The 23,028-nt window shown below is 71.6% G+C and carries 33 protein-coding genes; 22 read left to right on the forward strand and 11 right to left on the reverse strand.

Annotated elements, in window-relative coordinates:
* Positions 1-95: 95 nt before the first annotated feature.
* On the reverse strand, positions 96-695 hold the full coding sequence (locus KVF89_RS28755) for a hypothetical protein (protein ID WP_257430562.1): 600 nt from the start codon (positions 693-695) through the stop codon (positions 96-98).
* 74 nt (positions 696-769) lie between these two features.
* Between KVF89_RS28755 and KVF89_RS28760 the strand changes: the two genes are divergently transcribed.
* The gene (locus KVF89_RS28760) at positions 770-2,197 is read left to right on the forward strand and encodes an extracellular solute-binding protein (RefSeq protein ID WP_257430563.1); all 1,428 of its coding nucleotides are present in this window, start codon (positions 770-772) and stop codon (positions 2,195-2,197) included.
* Here KVF89_RS28760 and KVF89_RS28765 read toward each other — a convergent pair.
* On the reverse strand, positions 2,107-3,468 hold the full coding sequence (locus KVF89_RS28765; protein WP_257430564.1) for an HRDC domain-containing protein: 1,362 nt from the start codon (positions 3,466-3,468) through the stop codon (positions 2,107-2,109). The two genes, KVF89_RS28760 and KVF89_RS28765, sit on opposite strands and share 91 nt — an antisense overlap.
* Positions 3,468-4,082, reverse strand: a complete 615-nt coding sequence (locus KVF89_RS28770; RefSeq protein WP_257430565.1) for a DUF3000 domain-containing protein — start codon at positions 4,080-4,082, stop codon at positions 3,468-3,470. The genes KVF89_RS28765 and KVF89_RS28770 overlap by 1 nt, the downstream gene beginning before the upstream one ends.
* A gap of 69 nt (positions 4,083-4,151) precedes the next feature.
* On the opposite strand from KVF89_RS28770, the gene hemE reads away from it, so the two are divergent.
* Positions 4,152-5,213 carry a uroporphyrinogen decarboxylase gene (gene hemE / locus KVF89_RS28775; RefSeq protein ID WP_257430566.1) on the forward strand — a complete coding sequence of 354 codons (1,062 nt, stop codon included), beginning with the start codon at positions 4,152-4,154 and terminating at the stop codon, positions 5,211-5,213.
* On the opposite strand, the gene KVF89_RS28780 is transcribed toward hemE, so the two are convergent.
* From KVF89_RS28780 to KVF89_RS28815, 8 genes are all read right to left on the reverse strand, one after another.
* Positions 5,198-6,028, reverse strand: coding sequence for an NYN domain-containing protein (locus KVF89_RS28780; RefSeq protein WP_257430567.1), 831 nt, complete (start codon positions 6,026-6,028; stop codon positions 5,198-5,200). The two genes, hemE and KVF89_RS28780, sit on opposite strands and share 16 nt — an antisense overlap.
* A gap of 44 nt (positions 6,029-6,072) precedes the next feature.
* Positions 6,073-6,996, reverse strand: a complete 924-nt coding sequence (locus KVF89_RS28785; protein WP_257430568.1) for a LysR family transcriptional regulator — start codon at positions 6,994-6,996, stop codon at positions 6,073-6,075.
* A 156-nt stretch (positions 6,997-7,152) separates the two neighbouring features.
* Positions 7,153-8,061: a DUF4349 domain-containing protein gene (locus tag KVF89_RS28790; protein ID WP_257430569.1), complete on the reverse strand. Its 909-nt coding sequence runs from the start codon at positions 8,059-8,061 to the stop codon at positions 7,153-7,155.
* Between the two features lie 34 nt (positions 8,062-8,095).
* Positions 8,096-9,439: a DUF58 domain-containing protein gene (locus KVF89_RS28795; RefSeq protein WP_257430570.1), complete on the reverse strand. Its 1,344-nt coding sequence runs from the start codon at positions 9,437-9,439 to the stop codon at positions 8,096-8,098.
* An 11-nt stretch (positions 9,440-9,450) separates the two neighbouring features.
* A complete protein-coding gene (locus KVF89_RS28800) occupies positions 9,451-10,455 on the reverse strand; it encodes an AAA family ATPase (protein WP_372497970.1) in 1,005 nt (334 codons plus the stop codon).
* A complete protein-coding gene (locus KVF89_RS28805) occupies positions 10,452-11,609 on the reverse strand; it encodes a DUF4350 domain-containing protein (RefSeq protein ID WP_257430571.1) in 1,158 nt (385 codons plus the stop codon). Before KVF89_RS28805 ends, KVF89_RS28800 begins: the two co-directional genes overlap by 4 nt.
* Positions 11,606-12,235, reverse strand: coding sequence for a DUF4129 domain-containing protein (locus tag KVF89_RS28810; RefSeq protein WP_257430572.1), 630 nt, complete (start codon positions 12,233-12,235; stop codon positions 11,606-11,608). Before KVF89_RS28810 ends, KVF89_RS28805 begins: the two co-directional genes overlap by 4 nt.
* Positions 12,236-12,257: 22 nt before the next feature.
* The gene (locus KVF89_RS28815; protein ID WP_257430573.1) at positions 12,258-13,424 is read right to left on the reverse strand and encodes a hypothetical protein; all 1,167 of its coding nucleotides are present in this window, start codon (positions 13,422-13,424) and stop codon (positions 12,258-12,260) included.
* A gap of 393 nt (positions 13,425-13,817) precedes the next feature.
* Between KVF89_RS28815 and rpsJ the strand changes: the two genes are divergently transcribed.
* The 20 genes from rpsJ to rpmD all read left to right on the forward strand — a co-directional run bounded on the left by rpsJ (position 13,818) and on the right by rpmD (position 23,027).
* A complete protein-coding gene (gene rpsJ, locus KVF89_RS28820) occupies positions 13,818-14,126 on the forward strand; it encodes a 30S ribosomal protein S10 (RefSeq protein ID WP_007078637.1) in 309 nt (102 codons plus the stop codon).
* Positions 14,127-14,147: 21 nt separating this feature from the next.
* Positions 14,148-14,798 carry a 50S ribosomal protein L3 gene (rplC, locus tag KVF89_RS28825; protein WP_257430574.1) on the forward strand — a complete coding sequence of 217 codons (651 nt, stop codon included), beginning with the start codon at positions 14,148-14,150 and terminating at the stop codon, positions 14,796-14,798.
* Between the two features lie 8 nt (positions 14,799-14,806).
* On the forward strand, positions 14,807-15,433 hold the full coding sequence (gene rplD, locus KVF89_RS28830) for a 50S ribosomal protein L4 (protein ID WP_257430575.1): 627 nt from the start codon (positions 14,807-14,809) through the stop codon (positions 15,431-15,433).
* Entirely contained in the window at positions 15,433-15,738 is a 306-nt protein-coding gene (gene rplW / locus KVF89_RS28835) for a 50S ribosomal protein L23 (RefSeq protein WP_257430576.1), read from the forward strand. Before rplD ends, rplW begins: the two co-directional genes overlap by 1 nt.
* A gap of 24 nt (positions 15,739-15,762) precedes the next feature.
* The gene (gene rplB / locus KVF89_RS28840; RefSeq protein ID WP_257430577.1) at positions 15,763-16,599 is read left to right on the forward strand and encodes a 50S ribosomal protein L2; all 837 of its coding nucleotides are present in this window, start codon (positions 15,763-15,765) and stop codon (positions 16,597-16,599) included.
* A 12-nt stretch (positions 16,600-16,611) separates the two neighbouring features.
* On the forward strand, positions 16,612-16,893 hold the full coding sequence (rpsS, locus tag KVF89_RS28845; protein ID WP_056750322.1) for a 30S ribosomal protein S19: 282 nt from the start codon (positions 16,612-16,614) through the stop codon (positions 16,891-16,893).
* Positions 16,890-17,309, forward strand: a complete 420-nt coding sequence (rplV, locus tag KVF89_RS28850; protein ID WP_257430578.1) for a 50S ribosomal protein L22 — start codon at positions 16,890-16,892, stop codon at positions 17,307-17,309. Before rpsS ends, rplV begins: the two co-directional genes overlap by 4 nt.
* Positions 17,309-18,154, forward strand: coding sequence for a 30S ribosomal protein S3 (gene rpsC, locus KVF89_RS28855; protein WP_257430579.1), 846 nt, complete (start codon positions 17,309-17,311; stop codon positions 18,152-18,154). The genes rplV and rpsC overlap by 1 nt, the downstream gene beginning before the upstream one ends.
* Before the next feature lie 3 nt (positions 18,155-18,157).
* The gene (gene rplP, locus KVF89_RS28860) at positions 18,158-18,577 is read left to right on the forward strand and encodes a 50S ribosomal protein L16 (RefSeq protein WP_257430580.1); all 420 of its coding nucleotides are present in this window, start codon (positions 18,158-18,160) and stop codon (positions 18,575-18,577) included.
* Positions 18,577-18,813, forward strand: coding sequence for a 50S ribosomal protein L29 (gene rpmC, locus KVF89_RS28865; protein ID WP_257430581.1), 237 nt, complete (start codon positions 18,577-18,579; stop codon positions 18,811-18,813). The genes rplP and rpmC overlap by 1 nt, the downstream gene beginning before the upstream one ends.
* Positions 18,813-19,103 carry a 30S ribosomal protein S17 gene (rpsQ, locus tag KVF89_RS28870; RefSeq protein WP_257430582.1) on the forward strand — a complete coding sequence of 97 codons (291 nt, stop codon included), beginning with the start codon at positions 18,813-18,815 and terminating at the stop codon, positions 19,101-19,103. The genes rpmC and rpsQ overlap by 1 nt, the downstream gene beginning before the upstream one ends.
* An 82-nt stretch (positions 19,104-19,185) precedes the next feature.
* Positions 19,186-19,554: a 50S ribosomal protein L14 gene (rplN, locus tag KVF89_RS28875; protein ID WP_141797584.1), complete on the forward strand. Its 369-nt coding sequence runs from the start codon at positions 19,186-19,188 to the stop codon at positions 19,552-19,554.
* On the forward strand, positions 19,554-19,967 hold the full coding sequence (gene rplX / locus KVF89_RS28880) for a 50S ribosomal protein L24 (protein WP_257430586.1): 414 nt from the start codon (positions 19,554-19,556) through the stop codon (positions 19,965-19,967). Before rplN ends, rplX begins: the two co-directional genes overlap by 1 nt.
* A gap of 1 nt (position 19,968) precedes the next feature.
* The gene (gene rplE / locus KVF89_RS28885) at positions 19,969-20,538 is read left to right on the forward strand and encodes a 50S ribosomal protein L5 (RefSeq protein WP_257430589.1); all 570 of its coding nucleotides are present in this window, start codon (positions 19,969-19,971) and stop codon (positions 20,536-20,538) included.
* A 1-nt stretch (position 20,539) separates the two neighbouring features.
* Positions 20,540-20,725 (forward strand): type Z 30S ribosomal protein S14, encoded by a 186-nt coding sequence (locus tag KVF89_RS28890; protein ID WP_011757321.1) that lies wholly within the window; start codon positions 20,540-20,542, stop codon positions 20,723-20,725.
* A gap of 95 nt (positions 20,726-20,820) precedes the next feature.
* Entirely contained in the window at positions 20,821-21,225 is a 405-nt protein-coding gene (gene rpsH, locus KVF89_RS28895; protein WP_257430601.1) for a 30S ribosomal protein S8, read from the forward strand.
* Positions 21,226-21,247: 22 nt separating this feature from the next.
* The gene (gene rplF, locus KVF89_RS28900; RefSeq protein ID WP_257430603.1) at positions 21,248-21,787 is read left to right on the forward strand and encodes a 50S ribosomal protein L6; all 540 of its coding nucleotides are present in this window, start codon (positions 21,248-21,250) and stop codon (positions 21,785-21,787) included.
* Between the two features lies 1 nt (position 21,788).
* Positions 21,789-22,172, forward strand: coding sequence for a 50S ribosomal protein L18 (rplR, locus tag KVF89_RS28905; RefSeq protein ID WP_257430604.1), 384 nt, complete (start codon positions 21,789-21,791; stop codon positions 22,170-22,172).
* Between the two features lie 25 nt (positions 22,173-22,197).
* Positions 22,198-22,839, forward strand: coding sequence for a 30S ribosomal protein S5 (gene rpsE, locus KVF89_RS28910; protein ID WP_257430605.1), 642 nt, complete (start codon positions 22,198-22,200; stop codon positions 22,837-22,839).
* Positions 22,839-23,027, forward strand: a complete 189-nt coding sequence (gene rpmD, locus KVF89_RS28915) for a 50S ribosomal protein L30 (protein WP_136436430.1) — start codon at positions 22,839-22,841, stop codon at positions 23,025-23,027. Before rpsE ends, rpmD begins: the two co-directional genes overlap by 1 nt.
* Position 23,028 lies beyond the last annotated feature (1 nt).

The raw sequence follows: 23,028 nt of genomic DNA on the forward strand, positions 1-23,028 counted from the left end.
ATGTTGGGACCCGGGGCTGCCGCGACCCGGCGTGCTCGAGTCCTCAGTCTACGGCCTCGGCAAGCCTGCTCACATCAGGTCGCGCAGGTCGGGTCTCAGGCCAGGCCCCGGGCGAGCTCCAGGTGGCCGGCGGCCTCGAGCTGCTCGGCGAGGGCGAGGGTGCGCCGGACGTCGGCGTCGGGGACCTCGGACAGGGCCGCGCGGCCGGCGGCGACGACCCGGGCGAAGGCGGCGGCGCGGAGGAGGACGTCGGCGAAGTCGCTCGCGGCGATGCCGCGCAGCACCTCGTCGACCATCGCGCGCAGCTGGTCGGGGCCGGGCGGGTCGGCGACGCCCGCGACGACGCGGGCGAACTCGGCGTGACCGCGGCCGGCCTCGAACTGACGGGCGACGCCGACGGGATCGGCGTACACCCACGACCGGAGGAGGTAGAGACGCCACAGGCAGCCGGCCAGGGTGTCGGCGGCCGCGTGCGACCAGACCTCGGCGATCGTCTCGATGCCCTCGGTCTCGGCGAGGTGGACGAGGCGCTCGGAGACGCCGGCGTCGTCGCTGGCGTGGGCGCCGCGCACGAGCAGGACGGCGGCGCGCTCCGCGGCCTCGGTGAGCAGGGCGGGGTCGACCCCGTCGGCGTACTCGTCGAAGAACGCGGCCTCCCGCGGCGCGGGACGGTGGTGACGCCGGTGCTCGGACACCCGATCAGCCTAGAACGGCCGCACCGGAACGGGCGATCGGACCGAGGCTGTGACCGGCCGGTAGGGTTGCCGCCGTGGGTCGGTTCACATGGCGGACGGGTGCGGTCGTGGTCGGGGTCGCCGTGGCGGTCCTCGTGGGCATGATCGCCCTCGCGAGCGGCACCGAGCAGAAGAAGGAGCCGCACCGCCCGAAGCCTCCGGCGGCCATGAAGACCGAGCTCGAGTTCGCGGCCTGGGGCAGCGACCAGGAGATCGCGGCCTATCAGACCGTCGTCGACGCCTACAACGCCAGCAGCCAGGACACGAGCGTCTCCGTGGTGTCCTGGCCGAACGCCGACGCGATGCTCGACGCGATCCGCGGCGGTGAGGCGAGCCCCGACCTCTACCTGCTCCCGCGCGGCGACCTGGCCGAGACGGTCGCGGAGAAGCGCAACATTCCGCTGCTCGACCTGGTCAACGAGCGGGAGATCCCGATCGGCGACGACTTCGCGCGCGACGCGGTGTCGGCGTTCTCGGTCGACGACGACCTGCAGTGCCTCCCGTACGCCGCCTCGCCGATGGTCATCTACTACAACACCGACCTGGTCGACTTCGCGGCGATGGACGCCGAGGGCCTGCCCACGCCGCGGGGGGAGAACACGGGCTGGAACTTCGCGGAGTTCCGGGCGGCCGCCGAGTTCGCGAGCCGACCGCGCCGCAACACCCGCGGCATCTACATCGAGCCCACGCTGCGCGGCCTGGCGCCGTTCGTGTACTCCGGCGGTGGGCAGCTCTTCGACGACGAGGGCGAGCCCACCCGCCTCGCGCTCGGTGACGACGGCTCGACCGATGCGCTGCGCCAGACCCTCGAGCTGCTGCGCGACCCGCGGCTGACCCTCAGCACCGCCCAGCTGGAGAAGCGCACCGCGCTGGAGTGGTTCCAGCGCGGCAAGCTCGCGATGATCGCCGGCTTCCGGGGCATGACACCGGACCTGCGGGCCACCGAGGGGCTCAACTTCGACGTGATGCCGATGCCGTCGCTCGGCTCGCCGCACACCATCGCCGACCTCAACGGCCTCTGCCTCGCCCCGAACGGGCCGATGCGCACGGAGGCCGCGGCCAACGTGCTCAGCTACCTGGTCAGCGACGAGGCGCTGGCGCGGGTCGCCGAGACCGGCTACGTGCAGCCCGCCAAGCTGACCGTCGCCTTCTCCGACGACTTCCTCCAGGCCGCTCAGGCGCCGGAGCACTCGGCGGTGTTCAACAGCGTGATGCGCTCGGTGGTGCTCGCGCCGCTGATGAGCCAGGGCCGCGAGCTGCGGGAGCTGGTCGACCCCGACATCGAGACCCTGCTGACCACGCCGGACATCGCCGACCTGCAAGAGGCGCTCCGGGCGATCGACGAGAAGTCCCGCAGTCTCCTCGACCCGGACTACGAGCCGTCGGAGTCGCCGTCGGGTGCGTCGTCGGGAGAGCCCGTCGACCCGGCGTCGTCCGAGACCGCCTCCGACGATCGCGGCTGAGACTTCTTCCGGCTCTCGGCCGGTGCCGCGTCGGCATCGAGGATCGCGCGGCTCAGCGCCGGTGCGGTGAGCCCGATCTGCCAGCTGCGCGCACCGAGTCCGCGGAGCTGGTCGATCACCGCCTCGAGCAGGTCGACCGCATCGCGGGTCGCCGGGGGCGACCACATGACCCGCCGCAGGCTGTCGGGGGTGAGCAGGTTCTCCAGGGGCACCGCGTGCTCCTCGGCCAGCGCGGACACCTCGGCGCGGGCGAGCTCCAGGCGCCGGGCGGCGACGGGGTCCTTGTCGGCCCAGGCGCGCGGCGTCGGCGGGCCGTCGCCGTGGGTGACTCGCGACGGCAGGTCGTTCTCCGGCAGCTCGGCCGCCTCCTGCAGCGCGGCGAGCCACTCGCGGGAGTGGCGTGCGGCGCCGCGTCCGTGGAAGCCCGAGGTGCCGAGGAGGGCGCCGCGGGTCGTCGGCATCGCCGTCGCCGCGGCGATGATGGCGGCGTCGGGGATCAGCCGCCCGGGCGTGACATCGCGCTCGCGGGCGATCTGGTCGCGCGCCTCCCACAGCGCCCGCACCGCGCCGAGGGTACGACGACCGCGGACCTTGTGCAGCCCCGACGTGCGGCGCCACGCATCGACGCGGACTGCCGGCTCGAAGCCACGGACGTGCTCGAACTCCTGCCGGGCCCAGTCGGCCTTCCCGGCGGCCTCGAGCTGCGCGGCCAGCAGGTCGCGCAGCTCGACGAGCACCTCGACGTCGAGGGCGGCGTACTCGAGCCACGGCTCGGGCAGCGGTCGCGTCGACCAGTCGACGGCCGAGTGCTCCTTGCGCAGGTGGCGCTCCAGCAGCGTCTCGACGAGGGTGGCGAGCCCCACGCGGGGGTAGTTCAGCAGGCGGCCGGCGAGCTCGGTGTCGAAGAGCGCGACGGGGCGCAGCCCGACCTCGGCCAGGCAGGGAAGGTCCTGGGTGGCGGCGTGCAGGATCCACTCCGCGTCGCCGATCGCCTCCGCGAGCGGGGCGAGGTCGTCGAAGGGGATCGGGTCGATCAGTCCGATCCCGGTGCCGGTGCGCTTGACCTGGATGAGGTAGGCGCGGTTGGAGTAGCGGTAGCCGGAGGCGCGCTCGGCGTCGATCGCCACTGGTCCGGTCCCGGCGGCGAGCGCGGCGCAGTAGGCGGCGAGCGCCTCGGGGGTGTCGATGACCGGCGGCAGGCCCTCGGCGAGGGTCAGCAGCTCGACCGGCTGCTCCTCGGAGGTCGGCTGGTCGGTCGGTGAGTCGGTCATCAGCTCCCGCTGCCTCGCTGGCCGCGCCGGGAGGGCATGACCGCGATCCCGTCGGGCACCGGCTCGAGACCGCCCGCGGTGCACATCAGCTCGCCCCATGCCTCGGCGTGGCTCGCGAGGTCGTCGGGATCGACGGGGGTCCACGACGCCCGGATCTCCAACTGGGCGTTGCCCGGCTCGTCGGCCATCGAGCCGTAGCTCTCGGTCGCCACCCGGGTGACGGTGCCGGAGACGGCGACGTGCTCGGCGCCGTGCGCCGCGAGCGCGTCGGTCAGCCAGGTCCAGCCGACGTCGGTCAGCAGCGGGTCGGTCGCCAGGTCGTGGTCGATCTCGGCACGGCAGTAGGCCACACAGCGGAAGGTGCCCTCCCACGCGTCGTTGCCGGCCGGGTCGTGGAGCAGGACCAGCCGCCCGGTGGCGACCTCCTCGTCGTCCACGGTCACGTCGGCGGACAGCGCGGCGGCATACGGCGCGATCCGCTGCGGCGCCGGCATCTCCTCGCAGAACACCTCGGGGCGGAACGAGGCGGCGCGCAGGCCCGCGACCGCAGCGGCGAACTCGGGGGGTGTGCCGGCCGCGCCGGACCCCTGGTTCATCTCCTGCCGGGCGACCATGAGGCCACCCTAGGACCAGTGGGCCGGATCGATGTGCGTCCCACGCCGTGCACCTGAGACGCTGACCCCGTGACCGCCCCACTCCATGACAGCCCCCTCTCGGACAGCACCTTCCTCAAGGCCGCCCGCGGGGAGGCGGTGCCGCACACGCCGGTGTGGTTCATGCGGCAGGCCGGGCGCTCGCTGCCGGAGTACCTCGCGACCCGTGAGGGCGTCGCCATGCTCGACGCCTGCGCCGACCCCGACCTGATCGTCGAGATCACGCTGCAGCCCGTGCGCCGCTACGGCGTCGACGCCGCGATCTTCTTCTCCGACATCGTGCTGCCGCTGAAGGCGGTCGGTGTCGACCTCGACATCGTCCCCGGGGTGGGTCCCGTCGTCGCCGACCCCGTCCGCACGCTCGCCGACGTCGAGGCGATCCCCGACCTCACCGCGGAGCAGGTTCCCTACATCACGCAGGCCGTCCAGGGACTCGTCGGCGAGCTCGCCCGGCTCAACGGGGGCACGCCGCTCATCGGGTTCGCGGGAGCTCCGTTCACCGTCGCGTCGTACCTCGTGGAGGGCGGGCCCTCGAAGGAGCACGCCAAGACCAAGGCGCTGATGTTCGGCGCCCCCGACGTCTGGGACGCGCTGATGCGCAAGATCGCGGGGATCTCCGCCGTCTTCCTCGAGACCCAGGTCGCGGCCGGGGCCTCCGCCGTGCAGCTGTTCGACTCGTGGGCCGGCGCGCTCACGCGCGACGACTACGTCCGGTACGTGCAGCCGTACTCGGCCGGTGTGCTCGAGCGCGTCGGCGAGCTCGGCGTGCCGCGCATCCACTTCGGTGTCGGTACGTCGAACCTGCTCGACCTCATGGCGGAGGCCGGCGCCGACGTGGTCGGCGTCGACTGGCGTACGCCGCTGGAGCGGGCGATCCCCGTCGTCGGCGACCGCTCCGTGCAGGGCAACCTCGACCCGACGCTGGTGTTCGCGCCGACCGAGCTGATGACCGAGCGGGCGGCCGCCGTCATCGAGGCCGGCCGGGCCGCCCGCGGGCACGTCTTCAACCTCGGCCACGGTGTCATCCCCAGCACCGACCCCGACCAGCTCGCACGGCTGACCGAGTTCGTGCAGTCCTACCCCTTGGACTGAGCCGTCTTCGTCTGAGCCGCCTTAGTGGCCGCGGCCTTCTTCGCCGGCGCCTTCTTCGCGGGCGCCTTGGCCACGGTGACCTGGCCCTTCAGCCCGACCCGCTGGGTCTCCCTGTCGAGGGTGAGGAAGTGCTGCTCCTCGACCAGCGGGAGCAGGCCGCTGTAGCCGTAGCGCTTGGGCTCGAAGGCGCTGAACAGCCGCCGCAGGTTCGTCCCGAGCGAGCTGAGGTTCGCCCAGCCGTCCTCGCCCGCCGCGTTGTTGACGGCACGGGTGAGCAGGCTGTGCAGGTTGGGGAGCTCGGGCGCCTCGTCCGCGTCGGCCGGTGCCTCGTCCGCGTCGGCCGGCGTCTCGGACGCGGCGGCCGGCTCGTGCGCCTCGTCCGCCGTGCCGAGCAGCTCGAGGAGCAGGAACTGGTCGCAGGCCTCCTGCAGGGCACGCGCCGTCTTCTCCCGCCCGACGCCGTACACGGTCTTGCCGGACTCGCGCAGGCGGTTGGCCAGCCGGGTGAAGTCGCTGTCGCTCGACACGATGGCGAACCCGTCGACGTTGCCGGAGTAGAGCAGGTCCATCGCGTCGATGATGAGCGCCGAGTCCGTCGAGTTCTTGCCACGGGTGTAGGCGAAGGTCTGCTCGGGCGAGATCGCGTGCCGGTTGAGCTTGTCCTTCCAGCCCTTCATGCTCTCGCCGGTCCAGTCCGCATAGGCCCGCTTGACCGTCGTCCTGCCGAACTTCGCGAGCTCCTCCAGCAGCACCCCGGCGTACTGGTGCGAGACATTGTCGGCGTCGATCAGGACGGCGATGCGAAAGTCGGTCACGCCTCCATCATGGCCGATGTGCGTCCTCAGCCTCGATCCGTGGCTCAGGACGCCGCGCTGGCGCTCCGGGCGCGGTCCTCCTGGGCGCGGGCGACCAGTGCTGCCTGCAGCTCCCGCACCGGAAGCGGCTGCTGCAGCGCCCGGCGCTGGCGCAGCTGCAGGGTCAAGAAGGTCTGGTCGCCGGCGATCGGGCGGGCCGTGATCGCGCCGACGCGGTGCAGCGGGTCGCCCAGCACGGCGTAGTCCGGGAGCACGGTGACGCCGATGCCCTCGGCGACCAGCGCCTTGCCCATGTCGGCGCCGTCGGTGCTGTGGGCGGCGGGCGGGAGCTCGGGGCCGAACGTGCGCTGGACCCACCGATGCATGACGTGGCCGGGCCGCATCGCCACGAACCGCTCCAGTCGCAGCTCCTCGACGCTCACGTGGGCGCGGGCGGCCAGCGGATGCGCCGAGGGGAGGACGGCGACGGGCCGGCCGTGGAGCAGGTCGATCCCGTCGAGGCCGAACGGCGGGTCCTCTCCGTCGAGGACGTCGACCAGGCCCAGGTCGAGGGTCCCCTCGGCGAGGCCCTCGTCGATCTGGGCCTGGGGCAGCGTGCGGACCTCGACCGTGGTCCCGGGATGGCGCTCCTGGAACGCCGCGACCGCGGGGGCGAGGAGTGCCGAGGTCGCGGCATGGACGGTGCCGAGGCGGATCATCCGGGTGTCGGTGCGCTGGTCGCCGGCCGCATGGCGGAGCCGGTCGACGGCGGCGAGGACGTCGGACATGTACGGGAGCAGCTCACGGCCCTCGCGGCTGATCCGGGCGCCGGAGCGGCGGCGGTCGAGCAGGGTCACCCGCAGCTCTCGTTCGAGCTTGGTCAGTGCCTCGCTGAGGGCGGGCTGGGAGAGATGGAGCTTCTCACTGGCTCGGCGCAACGAGCCGTGCTGCGTGACGGCGGCCAGGTACTCCAGCTGTTCGATGCGCATGGGTGCTGCCTTTCACATCCATCGGCGACGCCGGGGGTCCGCGTCCTTGCCCGTGACTCAAAGTAGAGTAAGACTGTAGACAAACAGTATCACGGACTCGGGTCGTCACCGCGCGATCCCGATCCACGACGGTGGTCGCGAGGCCGCGCTCCGGGCTCACGCAGCACCGGTGCGGCCCCGCGGCCGCCGGCGGAGGACCAGCCAGGCCGGGATGCCGAGCATCGCGACCAGCACCAGCCAGGGTACGAGGAAGCCGACCACCACGAGCACGGCGCCGAGCCCGTCGACGAAGGCGTCCCATCCCTTCTCGAGCCCGCCGAGGAAGCCGTCGGCGGTGTCGTCCTCCGGGGTGTGGCGGGTCGTGGGCCGCTCGATGTAGACGGTGATCGTGGACAGGCTGGTCTGGTCGCTCAGCCAGCGCTGCCGGGACTCGAGCGCGTCGAGGTCGGCCTGGCGGCTCGCGAGCTGAGCCTCGATCGCGACGATCTGCTCGATGGTCTCCGCCCGGGCGAGGAGCGTCTCGATCCGTCCGACGCTCTTGCGCTGCGCCCGGATCCGCGCGTCGACGTCGACCACCTCGGCGCTGACGTCCTCGCCGTTCGTCGTGGTCCCGGTCGGCGTCGCGACCTCCTCGAGCGCGGTCACCACCTCGTCGAACCGGTCGCTGGGCACCCGCAGCACCAGCCGGGCCGTCGTCAGTGCTCCCTTCTCGCCCGTGGTGGTCTCCTGCTCGCCGACGGTGCCCTGGTGGGCATCGACCACCTTGCGCACCTGCAGTCGCGCGTGGCCGACGTCCTCGGCCTCGAGCGAGACCGTGCCGGTCGAGATGACGGCCGGCTGCGGCGCCGTCGCCGACCCCTCCGCGTCGTCGCCGGCCGGCACGGCCGCCGGCGCCTCCGCGTCGGCGGCGCCCGTGGCGTCCCGCTCGCTGGCCGCCAGGCCGGCGGTGGAGGTCTTCGCGCCGCCGGAGCCCCCGGAGTCGTCGGCACTGCTGCATCCGGCGAGGGCCACGACCGTGGCGAACCCGGCGAGGACGAGGGCGGTACGGCGCGGTGAGGTCTGCATGCCACTCGGACGCCGCGCCCGACCCGTCGGTTCCCTACAGCAGGCCCTGGGCCTTCAGGGTGAGGTAGTGGTCGGCCAGGGCGGGCGGCAGTTGACCGGCGTCGGCGTCGATGACGTCGACGCCGAGTCGCACCAGCATGTCCCGCGTCCGGGCCCGGCGGTGCAGCTCGTGGGAGGCCGCCGCGGCGGCGTACACGTCGTCGGCAGTGGGGGCCGCACCCGGGGTGCCCTGGCCGTCGCCCAGCGCCGCCAGCCGGCTCAGCTCCGGGTCGCGGACCGATGCGACGACCACCCGGTGGTGCCGGACCAGGACGGGCAGCACGGGCAGCAGGCCGTCGGCGACGGCCGCGGGCTCCAGGGCCGTGAGGAGGACGACGAGCGCGCGCTGCCGGCCGAAGCCCTGGACGGCGCCGGCGAGCAGGTCCCAGTCCGCTTCGACCAGGGTCGGGTCCAGGTCCGCCATCTGCTCCTGCAGCCGGGCCGCGACGTCGCGCGCGCCGTGCAGTCGCTGCCGGGCGCGGACCCGCCGGTCGCCGGCCACGAAGTCGATCCGGTCGCCGGCCCGCGCGGCGAGGGCGGCGAGCAGCAGCGCGGAGTCCATCGCGGCGTCGAGCCGCGGCATGCCGTCGGTCTCCGGCTCCCCGGTGGCGCGGGCGACCCGCCCGGCCGACGTACGGGAGGTGTCGAGGACGAGCACGACCCGCCGGTCCCGCTCCGGCTGCCAGGTGCGGACCACGACGTGGGTGTTGCGGGCCGACGCCCGCCAGTCGATGGAGCGGACGTCGTCGCCGCGGACGTACTCGCGCAGCGAGTCGAACTCGGTGCCCTGCCCGCGCACCCGGACGGCCGCGCGGCCGTCGAGCTCGCGCAGCCGGGCCAGCCGCGAGGGCAGGTGCTTGCGGGACTCGAAGGGGGGCAGCGCCCGCACCGCGCCGGGGACGTCGTAGGTCCGCTGCCGGGCGACCAGCCCGAGCGGTCCCCAGGACCGGACGGTGACGCCGACGGCGCGCAGATCGCCCCGGCGACGGGGGAGGAGCGGCGTGGCCAGCCGGCGCTGGTCGCCGGGGGCGAGCCGGAGCCGGTAGCGGTTGTCGCGCGCCCCGGCCGACGGCTGCCACGCGTCGCGGACCTGCAGGTGCAGCCGCCGGCGGTTCCCGGCGACCACCAGGACGGACGATGCCGGGTCGCCGAGGCGGACCGATCCGGGCGGGCGCCGGGTGATCTCGGCGAGCGCGGGGGACGGCGTGAGCAGCCGGTCGAGGCCGACCAGCAGCAGCGCCCCGAGGAGCCACAGCCAGACCGTGCCCGCCTGTGGGCGCAGCACGACCGCCACCAGCCCCAGGAGGAGCAGCAGCGGGACCCGGCCGGAGATCACCATGGGGGCATCCTTCAGCGGGGGACCGGGACGGACGCGATCGCCGAGGTGAGCACCTGGCTCACGTCGACGCCCTCGAGCTCGGCCTCCGGGCGGACGCCGAGGCGGTGCGCCAGCGACGCCTGGGCGAGGGCCTTCACGTCGTCCGGCGTCACGAAGTCGCGGCCCGACAGCCAGGCCCAGGCCCGGGCGGCCCGCAGCAGAGCGGTCGCGCCGCGAGGGCTGACGCCCAGCGACAACGACGGGGACTGCCGGGTGGCCCGGGCGATGTCGACGATGTACGACGCCACCTCGGGCGAGACCTGCACCTTCTTCACCGCGGCCTGGCCGGCCTCGAGGTCCGCCGCGCCGGCCACGGGACGCACCCCGGCGCCGGCCACGTCGCGCGGGTCGAACCCGTCGGCGTGCCGGGTGAGGATGGTGATCTCGTCCTCGCGGGGCGGCACCGGGAGCATCACCTTGAGCAGGAACCGGTCGAGCTGGGCCTCCGGGAGCGGGTAGGTCCCCTCGAACTCGACCGGGTTCTGGGTCGCCGCGACGAGGAAGGGACGGGGCAGCGGCCGGGTGACGCCGTCGGCGGAGACCTGGCCCTCCTCCATCGCCTCCAGCAGGGCCGACTGCGTCTTCGGGGGCGTCCGGTTGATCTCGTCGGCGAGCAGCAGGTTGGTGAAGATCGGTCCCTCGCGGAAGCTGAGCTCGCCGCCCCCGGCCGAGTCGATGACGAGCGAGCCGGTGATGTCGCCGGGCATCAGGTCGGGGGTGAACTGCACCCGGCGGGTCCGCACGTCCAGGCTCTGCGCGAGGGTCCGCACCAGCAGCGTCTTCGCCGTGCCCGGGACGCCCTCCATCAGCACATGCCCCCCGCACAGCAGCGCGACGAGCAGCCCGGACACGGCCGCGTCCTGGCCGACCACGGCCTTCGCGACCTCCTGGCGTACGGCGAGCAGCCGCTCGCGCACGCCGGCGTCGTCCGCTGTCTCGACTCGTGTGGTCGGGGGCGGCGGGGGCATCTGGGTCATGAGCGTCGTACCTCTCTCCTCAGCTGGGCCAGGTCCTGAGCGAACCGGACCAGGTCCTGGTCGGTCGCCGGCGGCGGCGTGCGGTCGGCGTCGAGCAGCGCCGCGATGCTCTCGACGGGGGCGTCGAGCAGTCGTGCGGCCGTCTCGGCGACCACCGGGGGCGGGGCGCCGCGATCGAGCCGCAGCACTGCGGCCAGGTCGGCGCACGCCGCGCGCCGCAACGCGTGGGCGGCGTGGGCGCGGTCCCCGCTGCGGCGATACATCCGGCCCCGGCTGCGCGCGGTCTCCACCGCGCGGACGACGACGGGAAGCGGCTCGGTCGAGAGCGGGCCCAGCCGTCGGAACCGCCACAGCACCAGCGCGCTCCCGCTCAGGGCCAGCACCCACAGTCCGGGGCCGATCCAGTCGGGCAGCAGCGAGCCGATGGTGACGGCGTCGTCGCCGACGGCGTCAGCGGCGTCGGGGACGTACCAGACCAGCCGGCCGTCGTGCCCCAGCAGCCGCAGCGCCACCGCCGCGTTGTCGGCGCGGGTCACCTGGTCGTTGGTCAGCGCATCGCCGGCCCCGAACAGCACCAGCCCGTCGACGGTGCGCACCAGTGCGCCGTCCGCAATGGGGAAGCACCCCTCGCCGGCGTACGACGTCGCCTGGTCGACCGCGACGGTCAGCCCGTCGACCGCGACGCCCTCGATGCCGTCGGCGCACCGGGCCGCGACCGCGTCGTCCTCGTCGGCCGGGACGGGCACTGAGCCGAGGCCGGGGTCGATCTCCTGCAGCAGTGCGTGGCGGGGCTCGACGAGCACGACCCGGCCCGCGGCCGCCGCGTGCTCCCGGAGGCGGGCGAGGGTGCTCGGAGCGAGCTGCTCGGTGCTGGTCACCACGACCGTGGTGTCGCCGTCGACCGCGACCTCCTCGAGGGCGTCCGCCGAGCGGGCGATGCGCACCTCCACCCCCTGGTCGGCCAGCACCCGGGCCACCGCCTGGGCGCCGTCGGGGCCCGGGTTCCGGGGATCGGCCGCATCGGGGTACTGCTCGGTGCCCTGCGTGGTCCACACCGCGGCCGCGACCGCGAGGACGACCGCGAGGACGATCGCCACGCGCATCCGGACCCGGCGGGCCGGGCCGATCGCGCTCACCGGGGCGATCGGGGTCACCGGCGAGCCACCCGTCCGGCGAGAGTGTCGTCGAGGGCCAGCAGCTCGCCGGCCTGGGCGGGCGTGGCCGGCCGCTCGCCGTAGAGGACGCCGTCGAAGAGGTCCGCACCGCGCAGCACGGCGGCCCGATGCTCGGGGAAGACGGCCACGAGCGCACCGGCGAGCTCGTGCGCCGTCGCCTGCGGGACGTCCTCGATCCGTCCGCGCTCGACCTGGCGCACCGCTGCCGCCCGGAACGCGTCGACGAGGGCGGCGGCCGCGTCGCCGGCCGTCAGGGCGGCCTCGGCCCGGGTCCGCAGCTCGTCGGCGGTGACCACCTCGCCGGTGAGGGCGGGAGCGCTCGCAGCCTGCCCGGCCGCGGTCCGGCGGGCGCGGCTGACCAGGAACAGCACGGCCGCCAGGATGAGCAGCACGACCACGATCGCCGCGGCCGCGGCCAGGCCCGACGATTCCGCCGCGGTGTCGACGGCGGTGGAGATCAGCCGGTCGAGCCAGCGCGTCAGCCGGCCGACGATGTCGTCCTGGTAGTACTCCGGCCGGACCAGCTCGCGGCGCAGCTCGCGGCGCGCCTCGTCACCGCTCGGGTCGAGCGGCGGCTCGAGCGGGAGCAGGCGCGCCGCGATCATGCGGCGACCTCGCGAGGTGGCCTCATGCGGGAACGATCCCCGCCTCCCGCATCAGCTCGACGTCGAAGGCCTCCTTGCGCATGCGGAGGTCGACGTACTGCACCGACGTGACGGCCGCCAGGAAGGGGGCGACGAAGGCGTTCTGGATCACCAGGGCCACCGCCTGGGTCACGATCAGCAGCAGCGTGGCGTACTCCGGGGCGGCGATGGCCGCGATGTTGCCGGCGATGCTGACCGGGAACGTCAGCAGTCCGCCGGCGAACTGCACGATGAGCACGGTGAGCAGGGCGATGCCGAAGGTCCGCCAGAACTGGCGGGAGGTCAGTGCCCAGCCTCGGCCGATCGCCTCGAACACGCCGATCGGCTCGAGCATCAGGGCCGGCACGGGCAGGTAGTAGAAGCGGATCCACAGCCAGCAACACAGGGCGATGAACGCGGGGACCGTGATCACGCCCCAGGCGACGACCGGCAGGGGCTCGCCGCCGACGGCCACCACGACGACCACCCACAGCAGCACGTAGGCGACGAGCAGGACCAGGAAGGCCAGGTAGAGGAGGGTGGTGAGGCCGATCAGGCGCCACCGCTTGCCCCGGGTGGCGGCCCACGCCTCGCCGAGCCCGAGCCGTCGTCCGACCGCGGCCGCACGGGTCACGTGGGCGACCATCCCGGTCACGAACACGACACCGACCTGGGCGACCACCAGCGACACCAGCAGGGAGCCGTACGCCGCCAGCAGACCGAGCGCGTCGGCGGTGCTCGCGTCGGGGTCCAGCTCCCCGGAGGCGTCGACGGCAATGCCGACGGTGAGGGTGAGCACGAGGGTCACGACGATCGGGATCACCATGGCCACCGCGGTCACCAGCACCGCCGCCCCGACGGTCGCCTTCGGGTTGAACCGGATGATCCGGAACGCGGCGTCATAGATGTTGCCGAGGTTGAGCGGACGCAGGGGGAGGGCGCCGGGCTTGTGCGCCGCCCCGAGCAGGAGCCCCGGAGCCGGCCGCGGGCCCGGCGCGGAGGGATACGGCGCCCAGCCGGCCGGCCCCGGTCCCGGCTGCGGGCCGGGCGGGGGCCCGGGCGCCGTACCGGGTGCCGGGAAGGGGCCGGGCGGGTAGGTCGCCGGCGGGAGCGGGTCCGCGGGCGGCGGAGCACCCGGGGGCGGGTACTGCTGCGCGGGGCCGTCGGTCATGGGCGCAATCCTTGCATCCGGGGCCGACCCGGCACGGGCTCCCGTCCGGCGGCCGCGCAGATTTGGCGGCCCACGGGAACTCTGCCAAGATGTTCCGGTTGCCCCGGGCAGGTCGTCGGGGTGCGCGCTAGATCTTGACTACTGAATCGTGCCTCCCCAGCGGAGTGGTCGGCCCACCAGATCCACCGGGCCCGATCCGTGCCGTGCGGAGCGTGAGCGGTCGTCGAGTCTCAGCTCGTGCCGCACGCCGCTAGGCCCGAGTCAGCCGAGAAACAACAGCTCTACTTCCCCTCCCGGGAGACGTGTGTGCCCGCACCAAGTGCGACACGCCCGACCGCGGGGGTCGGAGCCCAGGACCCAGAGTCGTACGACGAGTAAGGACGAGAGAGACCTATGGCGGGACAGAAGATCCGCATCAGGCTCAAGGCCTATGACCACGAGGTGATCGACACCTCGGCGCGCAAGATCGTGGACACGGTCACCCGTACGGGTGCGAAGGTCGCCGGCCCGGTGCCGCTGCCGACCGAGAAGAACGTCTTCTGTGTCATCCGCTCGCCGCACAAGTACAAGGACTCGCGCGAGCACTTCGAGATGCGCACCCACAAGCGGCTCATCGACATCATCGATCCCACGCCGAAGACGGTCGACAGCCTCATGCGTCTCGACCTGCCGGCCGGTGTCGACATCGAGATCAAGCTCTAGGTCGGGGGAGATCGAGACATTATGACCATCGAGCGCAACGTGAAGGGCCTGCTGGGCACCAAGCTCGGCATGACCCAGCTCTGGGACGAGAACAATCGGGTCATCCCGGTGACCGTGGTCGCCGCCGGCACCAACGTCGTCACCCAGGTCCGCCAGCCCCAGCCGGACGGCTACAACGCCATCCAGATCGGCTACGGCGAGATCGAGGGCCGCAAGGTCAACAAGCCGCAGGCGGGCCACTTCGCCAAGGCCGGCACGACTCCGCGCCGCCACGTGGTCGAGATCCGCACGGCCGACGCCAGCGAGTACACCGTCGGCCAGGAGCTGGCCGTCGACACGTTCGAGGCCGGCCAGGCCATCGACGTGACCGGCACCAGCAAGGGCAAGGGCTTCGCCGGTGTCATGAAGCGCCACGGCTTCGCCGGCGTGAGCGCCTCGCACGGTGCCCACCGCAACCACCGCAAGCCGGGCTCGATCGGCGCGTGCGCCACCCCCGGCCGCGTGTTCAAGGGTCTGCGCATGGCCGGCCGGATGGGTACCGACACCGTCACCACCCAGAACGTCACCGTCCACGCCGTGGACGTCGAGAAGGGCATCGTCCTGATCAAGGGCGCCGTTCCCGGCCCCAAGGGCGGGCTCGTCGTTCTCCGCACGGCTGCGAAGAAGGGCTGAACCGAATCATGGCCAAGAACGTTTCCGTCGCCTCTGTCGACCTGCCCGCCGAGATCTTCGACGTCGAGGTCAACATCCCGCTGATCCACCAGGTCGTCGTGGCCCAGCAGGCCGCCGCGCGTCAGGGCACCCACTCCACCAAGCGTCGCGGCGAGGTCCGCGGTGGTGGCAAGAAGCCCTACAAGCAGAAGGGCACCGGCCGCGCCCGCCAGGGCTCGACCCGCGCGCCGCAGTTCGCCGGCGGTGGCGTCGTCCACGGCCCGCAGCCGCGTGACTACAGCCAGCGCACGCCCAAGAAGATGAAGGCCGCCGCCCTGCGCAGCGCCCTCTCCGACCGGGCCCGCAATGAGCGGATCCACGTGGTCGAGGGCCTCGTCTCCGGCGACAAGCCGTCGACCAAGGCCGCGCTCGCCTCGCTCTTCGAGCTGACCGACCGCCGCAAGTTCCTCGTCGTGCTCGAGCGCGCCGACAGCCTGACCTGGCTCTCGCTGCGCAACGCGCCCGAGGTGCACATCGTGGCCGTCGACCAGCTCAACACCCGCGACGTCCTCGTGAGCGACGACGTGGTGTTCAGCAAGGCCGCGTTCGACCGCCTCGTCGGTGGCAGCACTGAGCCCGCGGAGGAGAACAACTGATGAGCACCCTGCACAAGGACCACCGCGACGTCCTGATCGCGCCGGTGGTGTCGGAGAAGAGCTACAGCCTCCTCGACGCCAACAAGTACACCTTCCTGGTGCGCCCGGACGCCAACAAGACCGAGATCAAGATCGCCGTCGAGAAGATCTTCGGCGTCAAGGTCACCTCGGTGAACACGCTCAACCGTCCGGGCAAGGTCCGCCGCACCCGCAACGGCCTCGGCAAGCGCAAGGACACCAAGCGCGCCATCGTGAGCCTGGCCGACGGTCACCGCATCGACATCTTCGGAGGTCCGGTCTCCTGACCGGACCAGGTAGAGGAATCTGACATGGCTATCCGCAAGTACAAGCCGACCACCCCGGGCCGTCGTGGCTCCTCGGTGGCCGACTTCGCCGAGATCACCCGGACCACCCCCGAGAAGTCGCTGACCCGACCGCTGCCCAAGAAGGGCGGCCGCAACAACCAGGGCCGGATCACCACGCGGCACCACGGTGGCGGTCACAAGCGCGCCTACCGCATCATCGACTTCCGTCGCTACGACAAGGACGGCGTGCCGGCCAAGGTCGCGCACATCGAGTACGACCCCAACCGCACCGCGCGCATCGCGCTGCTGCACTACGCCGACGGCGAGAAGCGCTACATCGTGGCGCCGAAGGACCTGTCGCAGGGCATGCGGGTGGAGTCGGGCGTCGGCGCCGACATCAAGCCGGGCAACAACCTGCCGCTGCGCAACATCCCCGTCGGTACGACGATCCACTGTGTGGAGCTCCGTCCCGGTGGCGGCGCCAAGCTGGCCCGCTCGGCCGGCAACAGCGCGCAGCTGGTCGCCCGCGAGGGGAGCCGCGCCACGCTGCGCCTGCCCTCCGGCGAGATGCGCTACGTCGACGTGCGCTGCCGCGCCACGATCGGCGAGGTCGGCAACGCCGAGCAGTCGAACATCAACTGGGGCAAGGCCGGCCGCATGCGCTGGAAGGGCAAGCGCCCGACCGTCCGTGGTGTCGTCATGAACCCGGTCGACCACCCGCACGGTGGTGGTGAGGGCAAGACGTCCGGTGGACGTCACCCGGTCTCGCCGTGGGGCAAGCCCGAGGGCCGGACGCGCAAGCGCAAGGCCAGCGACAGCCAGATCATCCGTCGCCGCAAGTCCGGCAAGAACAAGCGCTGAAGGAACTAGACGATGCCTCGCAGCCTGAAGAAGGGCCCCTTCATCGACGGCCACCTCCTCAAGAAGGTGGACGCCGAGAACGACAAGGGCACCCACAACGTCATCAAGACCTGGTCGCGCCGGTCGATGATCATCCCGTCGATGATCGGCCACACGATCGCGGTCCACGACGGCCGCAAGCACGTGCCGGTCTTCATCTCCGACTCGATGGTCGGCCACAAGCTCGGTGAGTTCGCGCCGACCCGCACGTACCGCGGCCACGTCAAGGAAGACCGGAAGGGGCGCCGCCGATGAGCACCACCGAGCGTCACCGCACCAGCGCGCGTCGTGAGTCGCTCCTGGGCGACCAGCCCGGCGCGTTCGCGACCGCCCGTTTCGTGCGGATCACCCCGATGAAGGCGCGCCGCGTCGTCGACCTGGTCCGCGGCCTGCCCGCCGACGAGGCGCTGACCCTGCTGCAGTTCGCGCCGCAGTCGGCCTCCGAGACCGTCTCCAAGGTGCTGGCCAGCGCCGTCGCGAACGCCGCGACCACCGAGGGCCTCGCCACCGGCGACCTGGTCGTCTCGGTCGCGCGGGTCGACGAGGGTCCGACGATGAAGCGCTGGCGTCCGCGTGCGCAGGGCCGGGCCACCCGGATCAACAAGCGCACCAGCCACATCACCATCGCGGTCCAGCCGGCCGATGTCGTCGCGAAGAAGGGCAAGAAGTAATGGGTCAGAAGATCAACCCGAACGGCTTCCGCCTCGGAATCTCGACCGACCACAAGTCGCGTTGGTACGCCGACAAGCTGTACAAGGCGTACGTCGGCGAGGACGTCGCGATCCGCAAGCTGCTCAGCAAGGGCATGGAGCGGGCCGGCATCGCCAAGGTGGAGATCGAGCGCACCCGTGACCGGGTCCGCGTCGACATCCACACCGCGCGTCCGGGCATCGTCATCGGTCGCCGCGGCGCCGAGGCCGACCGGATCCGTGGCGAGCTCGAGAAGCTCACGGGCAAGCAGGTCCAGCTGAACATCCTCGAGGTCAAGAACCCCGAGATCGACGCGCAGCTGGTCGCCCAGGGTGTCGCCGAGCAGCTGTCGGGCCGCGTGCAGTTCCGCCGCGCGATGCGCAAGGCCATGCAGACCTCGATGCGCTCCGGTGCCAAGGGCATCCGGATCCAGTGCTCCGGTCGCCTCAACGGCGCCGAGATGTCGCGCACCGAGTTCTACCGCGAGGGCCGCGTCCCGCTGCACACGCTGCGTGCCGACATCGACTACGGCTTCTACGAGGCCCGCACGACCTTCGGCCGCATCGGCGTGAAGGTCTGGATCTACAAGGGCGAGGTCGCCGGCACCCGTGCCGAGCGCCAGGCCCAGGCTGCCGCCCGCGCCGGGGTCCCCGGTCGCGGTGGCCGTCCCACCCGTGGTGGCGACCGCCCGACCCGTGGGTCGCGCGGTGACCGCCCGAACCGCTCGGACCGCAACGCCGACGGTGCCGCTCCCGCGGACGCCGTCGAGGCTGCGCCGGTCGCCGAGCCGACCACCGGAACGCCGACCAATGAGACGGGGGCCTGACCCATGTTGATGCCGCGTCGCGTCAAGCACCGCAAGCAGCACCACCCGAAGCGTCGGGGTGCCGCGAAGGGTGGTACGTCGCTGGCGTTCGGTGACTTCGGTATCCAGGCGGTCGAGGGTGCCTACGTCACCAACCGCCAGATCGAGTCCGCTCGTATCGCCATGACCCGCCACATCAAGCGTGGCGGCAAGGTCTGGATCAACATCTACCCGGACCGCCCGCTGACCAAGAAGCCCGCCGAGACCCGCATGGGCTCGGGCAAGGGCTCCCCGGAGTGGTGGGTCGCCAACGTCAAGCCCGGCCGCGTCATGTTCGAGCTGTCCGGTGTGCCGGAGGACATCGCCCGTGAGGCGATGCGCCGCGCGATCCACAAGCTGCCCATGAAGGCCCGATTCATCACGCGAGAGGCTGGTGAGTTCTGATGGCGAACGTCATCCGCGCCCACGAGCTGGACGAGCTCAACGAGGTCGACCTCGAGGCCAAGCTGCGCGAGGCCAAGGAGGAGCTGTTCAACCTGCGGTTCCAGGCGGCCACCGGCCAGCTGGAGAGCCACGGCCGGCTCAGCACGGTCAAGAAGGACATCGCCCGGATCTACACCGTGGTGCGTGAGCGCGAGCTCGGCATCCGGACCGCTCCGGCAACGGACGAGGAGAACTGATGAGCACGGAGTCCAACGAGGTGGGCAACGACACCGCTCAGCGCAACGCCCGCAAGACCCGTGAGGGCCTCGTGGTCAGCGACAAGATGGACAAGACCGTGGTCGTGTCCGTCGAGGACCGCGTCAAGCACGCTCTGTACGGCAAGGTCCTGCGCCGCAACACGCGGCTCAAGGCCCACGACGAGCAGAACGACTGCGGCGTCGGCGACCGCGTCCTCATCATGGAGACCCGCCCGCTCTCGGCCACCAAGCGCTGGCGCGTGGTGGAGATCCTCGAGCGCGCCAAGTAGTCCACACGTTCGGCCAGGCTCGATCCCACCGCGGTCCTCGCGGTAGGGGCCCGAGAACCGGCACGACAACCAGGAGAAATCGATGATTCAGCAGGAGTCGCGACTCAAGGTCGCCGACAACACCGGTGCTAAGGAGATCCTTTGCATCCGCGTGCTCGGCGGCTCCGGTCGTCGCTACGCCGGGATCGGTGACGTCATCGTCGCCACTGTCAAGGACGCCATTCCCGGCGGCAACGTCAAGAAGGGCGAGGTCGTCAAGGCCGTCGTCGTGCGCACCGTCAAGGAGCGCCGCCGCCCCGACGGGTCCTACATCCGCTTCGACGAGAACGCCGCGGTGATCCTCAAGAACGACGGCGAGCCGCGCGGAACCCGCATCTTCGGCCCCGTCGGCCGTGAGCTGCGGGAGAAGAAGTTCATGAAGATCATCTCGCTCGCGCCGGAGGTGCTGTGATGGCCAGCAAGTTCATTCGCAGCAATCGCAAGAAGTCCGAGCAGAACCGGACGAAGCCTCACCTGCGGGTCAAGAAGGGCGACACCGTCAAGGTCATCGCCGGCAAGGACAAGGGCGCCGAGGGCAAGATCATCAAGGTCCTCCGTGAGGAGGAGCGGGTGATCGTCGAGGGCGTCAACCGGATCAAGAAGCACACCAAGGTCGTCGACCAGGGCTCGCGCTCCGGCAACACCGGCGGCATCATCACCACCGAGGCCCCGATCCACGTGTCCAACGTGATGCTGGTCGAGGGCGACGGCGTGACCAAGGTCGGCTACAAGCGGGTCGACGTCACCAAGCGCCGCCCTGACGGCTCGGAGTACAGCTCGACGCGCAGCGTCCGCGTCTCCCGCAAGACCGGGAAGGAGATCTGAGATGAGCGAGTCCACCATCGAGAAGGTCACCCCTCGCCTCAAGACCAGGTACCGCGAGGAGATCCTCCCGGCCATCAAGTCGGAGTTCGAGATCGCCAACGTCATGCAGGTCCCCGGTCTGGTCAAGATCGTGGTCAACATGGGTGTCGGCGAGGCAGCGCGCGACTCGAAGCTGATCGAGGGCGCGGTCCGCGACCTGACCGCGATCACCGGCCAGAAGCCGGCCGTGACCAAGGCCCGCAAGTCCATCGCCCAGTTCAAGCTGCGTGAGGGCATGCCGATCGGCACGCACGTCACGCTGCGGGGCGACCGGATGTGGGAGTTCCTGGACCGCCTGCTCTCGCTCGCGCTGCCGCGTATCCGCGACTTCCGCGGTCTCTCGCCGAAGCAGTTCGACGGCCGGGGCAACTACACGTTCGGCCTGACCGAGCAGGTCATGTTCCACGAGATCGACCAGGACAAGGTCGACCGCCAGCGGGGCATGGACATCACCATCGTCACCACGGCGACCAACGACGAGCAGGGGCGCGCGCTGCTGAAGCAGCTCGGCTTCCCGTTCAAGGAGAACTGACATGGCGAAGACTGCGCTCAAGGTCAAGGCGGCCCGCAAGCCCAAGTTCGCGGTGCGTGGCTACACCCGCTGCCAGCGGTGCGGCCGGCCCAAGGCGGTCTACCGCAAGTTCGGCCTGTGCCGGATCTGCCTGCGGGAGATGGCCCACCGCGGCGAGCTGCCCGGCGTGACCAAGTCGAGCTGGTAACACCCAACCGTTGAAGGTCCAACATGCCCCTAAGGGGGTCCACGGGGGGCTTGCCCCCCGTGCGTGTGGAAACCACAGCAGAAAGAACACATCTCATGACGATGACTGACCCGATCGCAGACATGCTCACGCGTCTGCGCAACGCCAACCAGGCGTACCACGACGCGGTGACCATGCCGTACAGCAAGCTCAAGGAGGGCGTCGCGGCGATCCTCAAGCAGGAGGGCTACATCACCTCCTTCGAGGTCGCCGACAACGAGAACGGCGTCGGCAAGCTGCTGACCGTCACCCTCAAGTACGGCCGCAACCGTGAGCGCTCGCTCGCCGGTGTGCGCCGCATCAGCAAGCCCGGTCTGCGGGTGTACGCCAAGCACACCGGCCTGCCGAAGGTCCTCGGTGGCCTGGGCGTGGCGATCATCTCGACCAGCCAGGGTCTGCTGACCGACCGCCAGGCCAACCAGAAGGGCGTGGGTGGGGAAGTCCTCGCCTACGTCTGGTGACAAGGGAAGGAGAGAGAAGAACATGTCGCGCATCGGCAAGCTCCCCGTCCCCGTCCCCTCGGGCGTCGACGTCCAGATCGACGGCGCCACCGTCACGGTGAAGGGTCCCAAGGGCACCCTGAGCCACACCGTGGTCGCTCCGATCACCGTCGAGAAGGGCGAGGGCGTCCTGGACGTCAAGCGTCCCGACGACGAGCGGATCTCGAAGGCCTATCACGGCCTGTCCCGCACCCTGATCAACAACATGGTCGTGGGCGTGACCGAGGGCTACGAGAAGAAGCTCGAGATCGTGGGCGTGGGCTACCGCGTCCTGCCCAAGGGGCCGACCCAGCTGGAGTTCCAGCTCGGCTACTCCCACCCGATCATCTTCGACGCCCCGGACGGGATCACCTTCACGGTGGACGGCCCGACCAAGGTGGGTGTCGTCGGCATCGACAAGCAGCTGGTCGGCGAGGTCGCCGCCAACATCCGCAAGCTTCGCAAGCCCGAGCCCTACAAGGGCAAGGGTGTCCGGTACGCCGGCGAGCATGTCCGTCGCAAGGTCGGAAAGGCTGGTAAGTGACATGGCGATCACTCTCAAGTACCAGCGGAGGCTGTCCGCTCGCGCGAGCTCGCGCGCGCGTCGACAGATCCGCGGTCGCAAGAAGATCTCCGGGACGGCCGAGCGTCCGCGCCTGGTCATCACGCGATCGAGCAAGCACATCACCGCCCAGGTCGTCGACGACCTGGTCGGGAAGACCCTGGTGTCGGCCTCGACCCTCGAGGGCGACCTGCGCGCCCTGGACGGCGACAAGACCGCCAAGGCCAAGAAGGTCGGCGAGCTCGTCGCCGCCCGTGCCAAGGAGCAGGGCGTGGAGTCGGTTGTCTTCGACCGCGCCGGCAACAAGTATCACGGTCGCATCGCGGCCCTGGCGGACGGCGCCCGCGAGGGCGGCCTGACCTTCTGACCGCGAACAGGACTGAGGAGAAATCATGAGCGGACCCCAGCGCGGACAGCGTTCGGGCGGCGACCGTGGTGGCCGTGGCGGCCGCGACGGTGGTCGTGGCGCCGAGAAGAGCCAGTACGTCGAGCGGGTCGTTGCCATCAACCGGGTCGCCAAGGTCGTGAAGGGTGGTCGTCGCTTCAGCTTCACCGCCCTCGTGATCGTGGGTGACGGCGACGGTCTGGTGGGCGTCGGCTACGGCAAGGCCAAGGAAGTCCCGGCGGCGATCGCCAAGGGCGTCGAGGAGGCGAAGAAGAACTTCTTCCGCGTCCCGCGCGTCCAGGGCACGATCCCGCACCCGGTGCAGGGTGAGAAGGCCGCAGGTGTCGTCTTCCTGCGTCCGGCCGCCCCCGGTACCGGTGTCATCGCCGGTGGCCCGGTGCGCGCCGTCCTGGAGTGCGCCGGCATCCACGACGTGCTCAGCAAGTCGCTGGGCTCGTCGAACCAGATCAACATCGTGCACGCGACCGTCGCGGCGCTCCAGATGCTGGAGCAGCCGGAGTCGGTGGCGGCGCGTCGTGGTCTGCCCGTCGAGCACGTCGCCCCGGCGGCGCTGCTCAAGGCCAAGGCCGAGGGCGAGGCCGCCGCGGCGGCTGCCAAGGCCTCCTCGCCTGCGGCGGTGACGGCCTGATGGCACAGCTGAAGGTCCAGCAGACCAAGTCGAAGATCGGCACGAAGGCCAACCAGCGCGAGACCCTGCGCAGCCTGGGCCTCAAGCGGATCGGCGACGTCGTGATCAAGGAGGACCGTCCCGAGATCCGGGGCATGGTCCACACCGTCCGTCACCTGGTGACGGTCGAGGTCGTCGGAGGCGAGTGAC

Source organism: Nocardioides carbamazepini, from assembly GCF_024614185.1.
Lineage (GTDB): Bacteria > Actinomycetota > Actinomycetes > Propionibacteriales > Nocardioidaceae > Nocardioides > Nocardioides carbamazepini.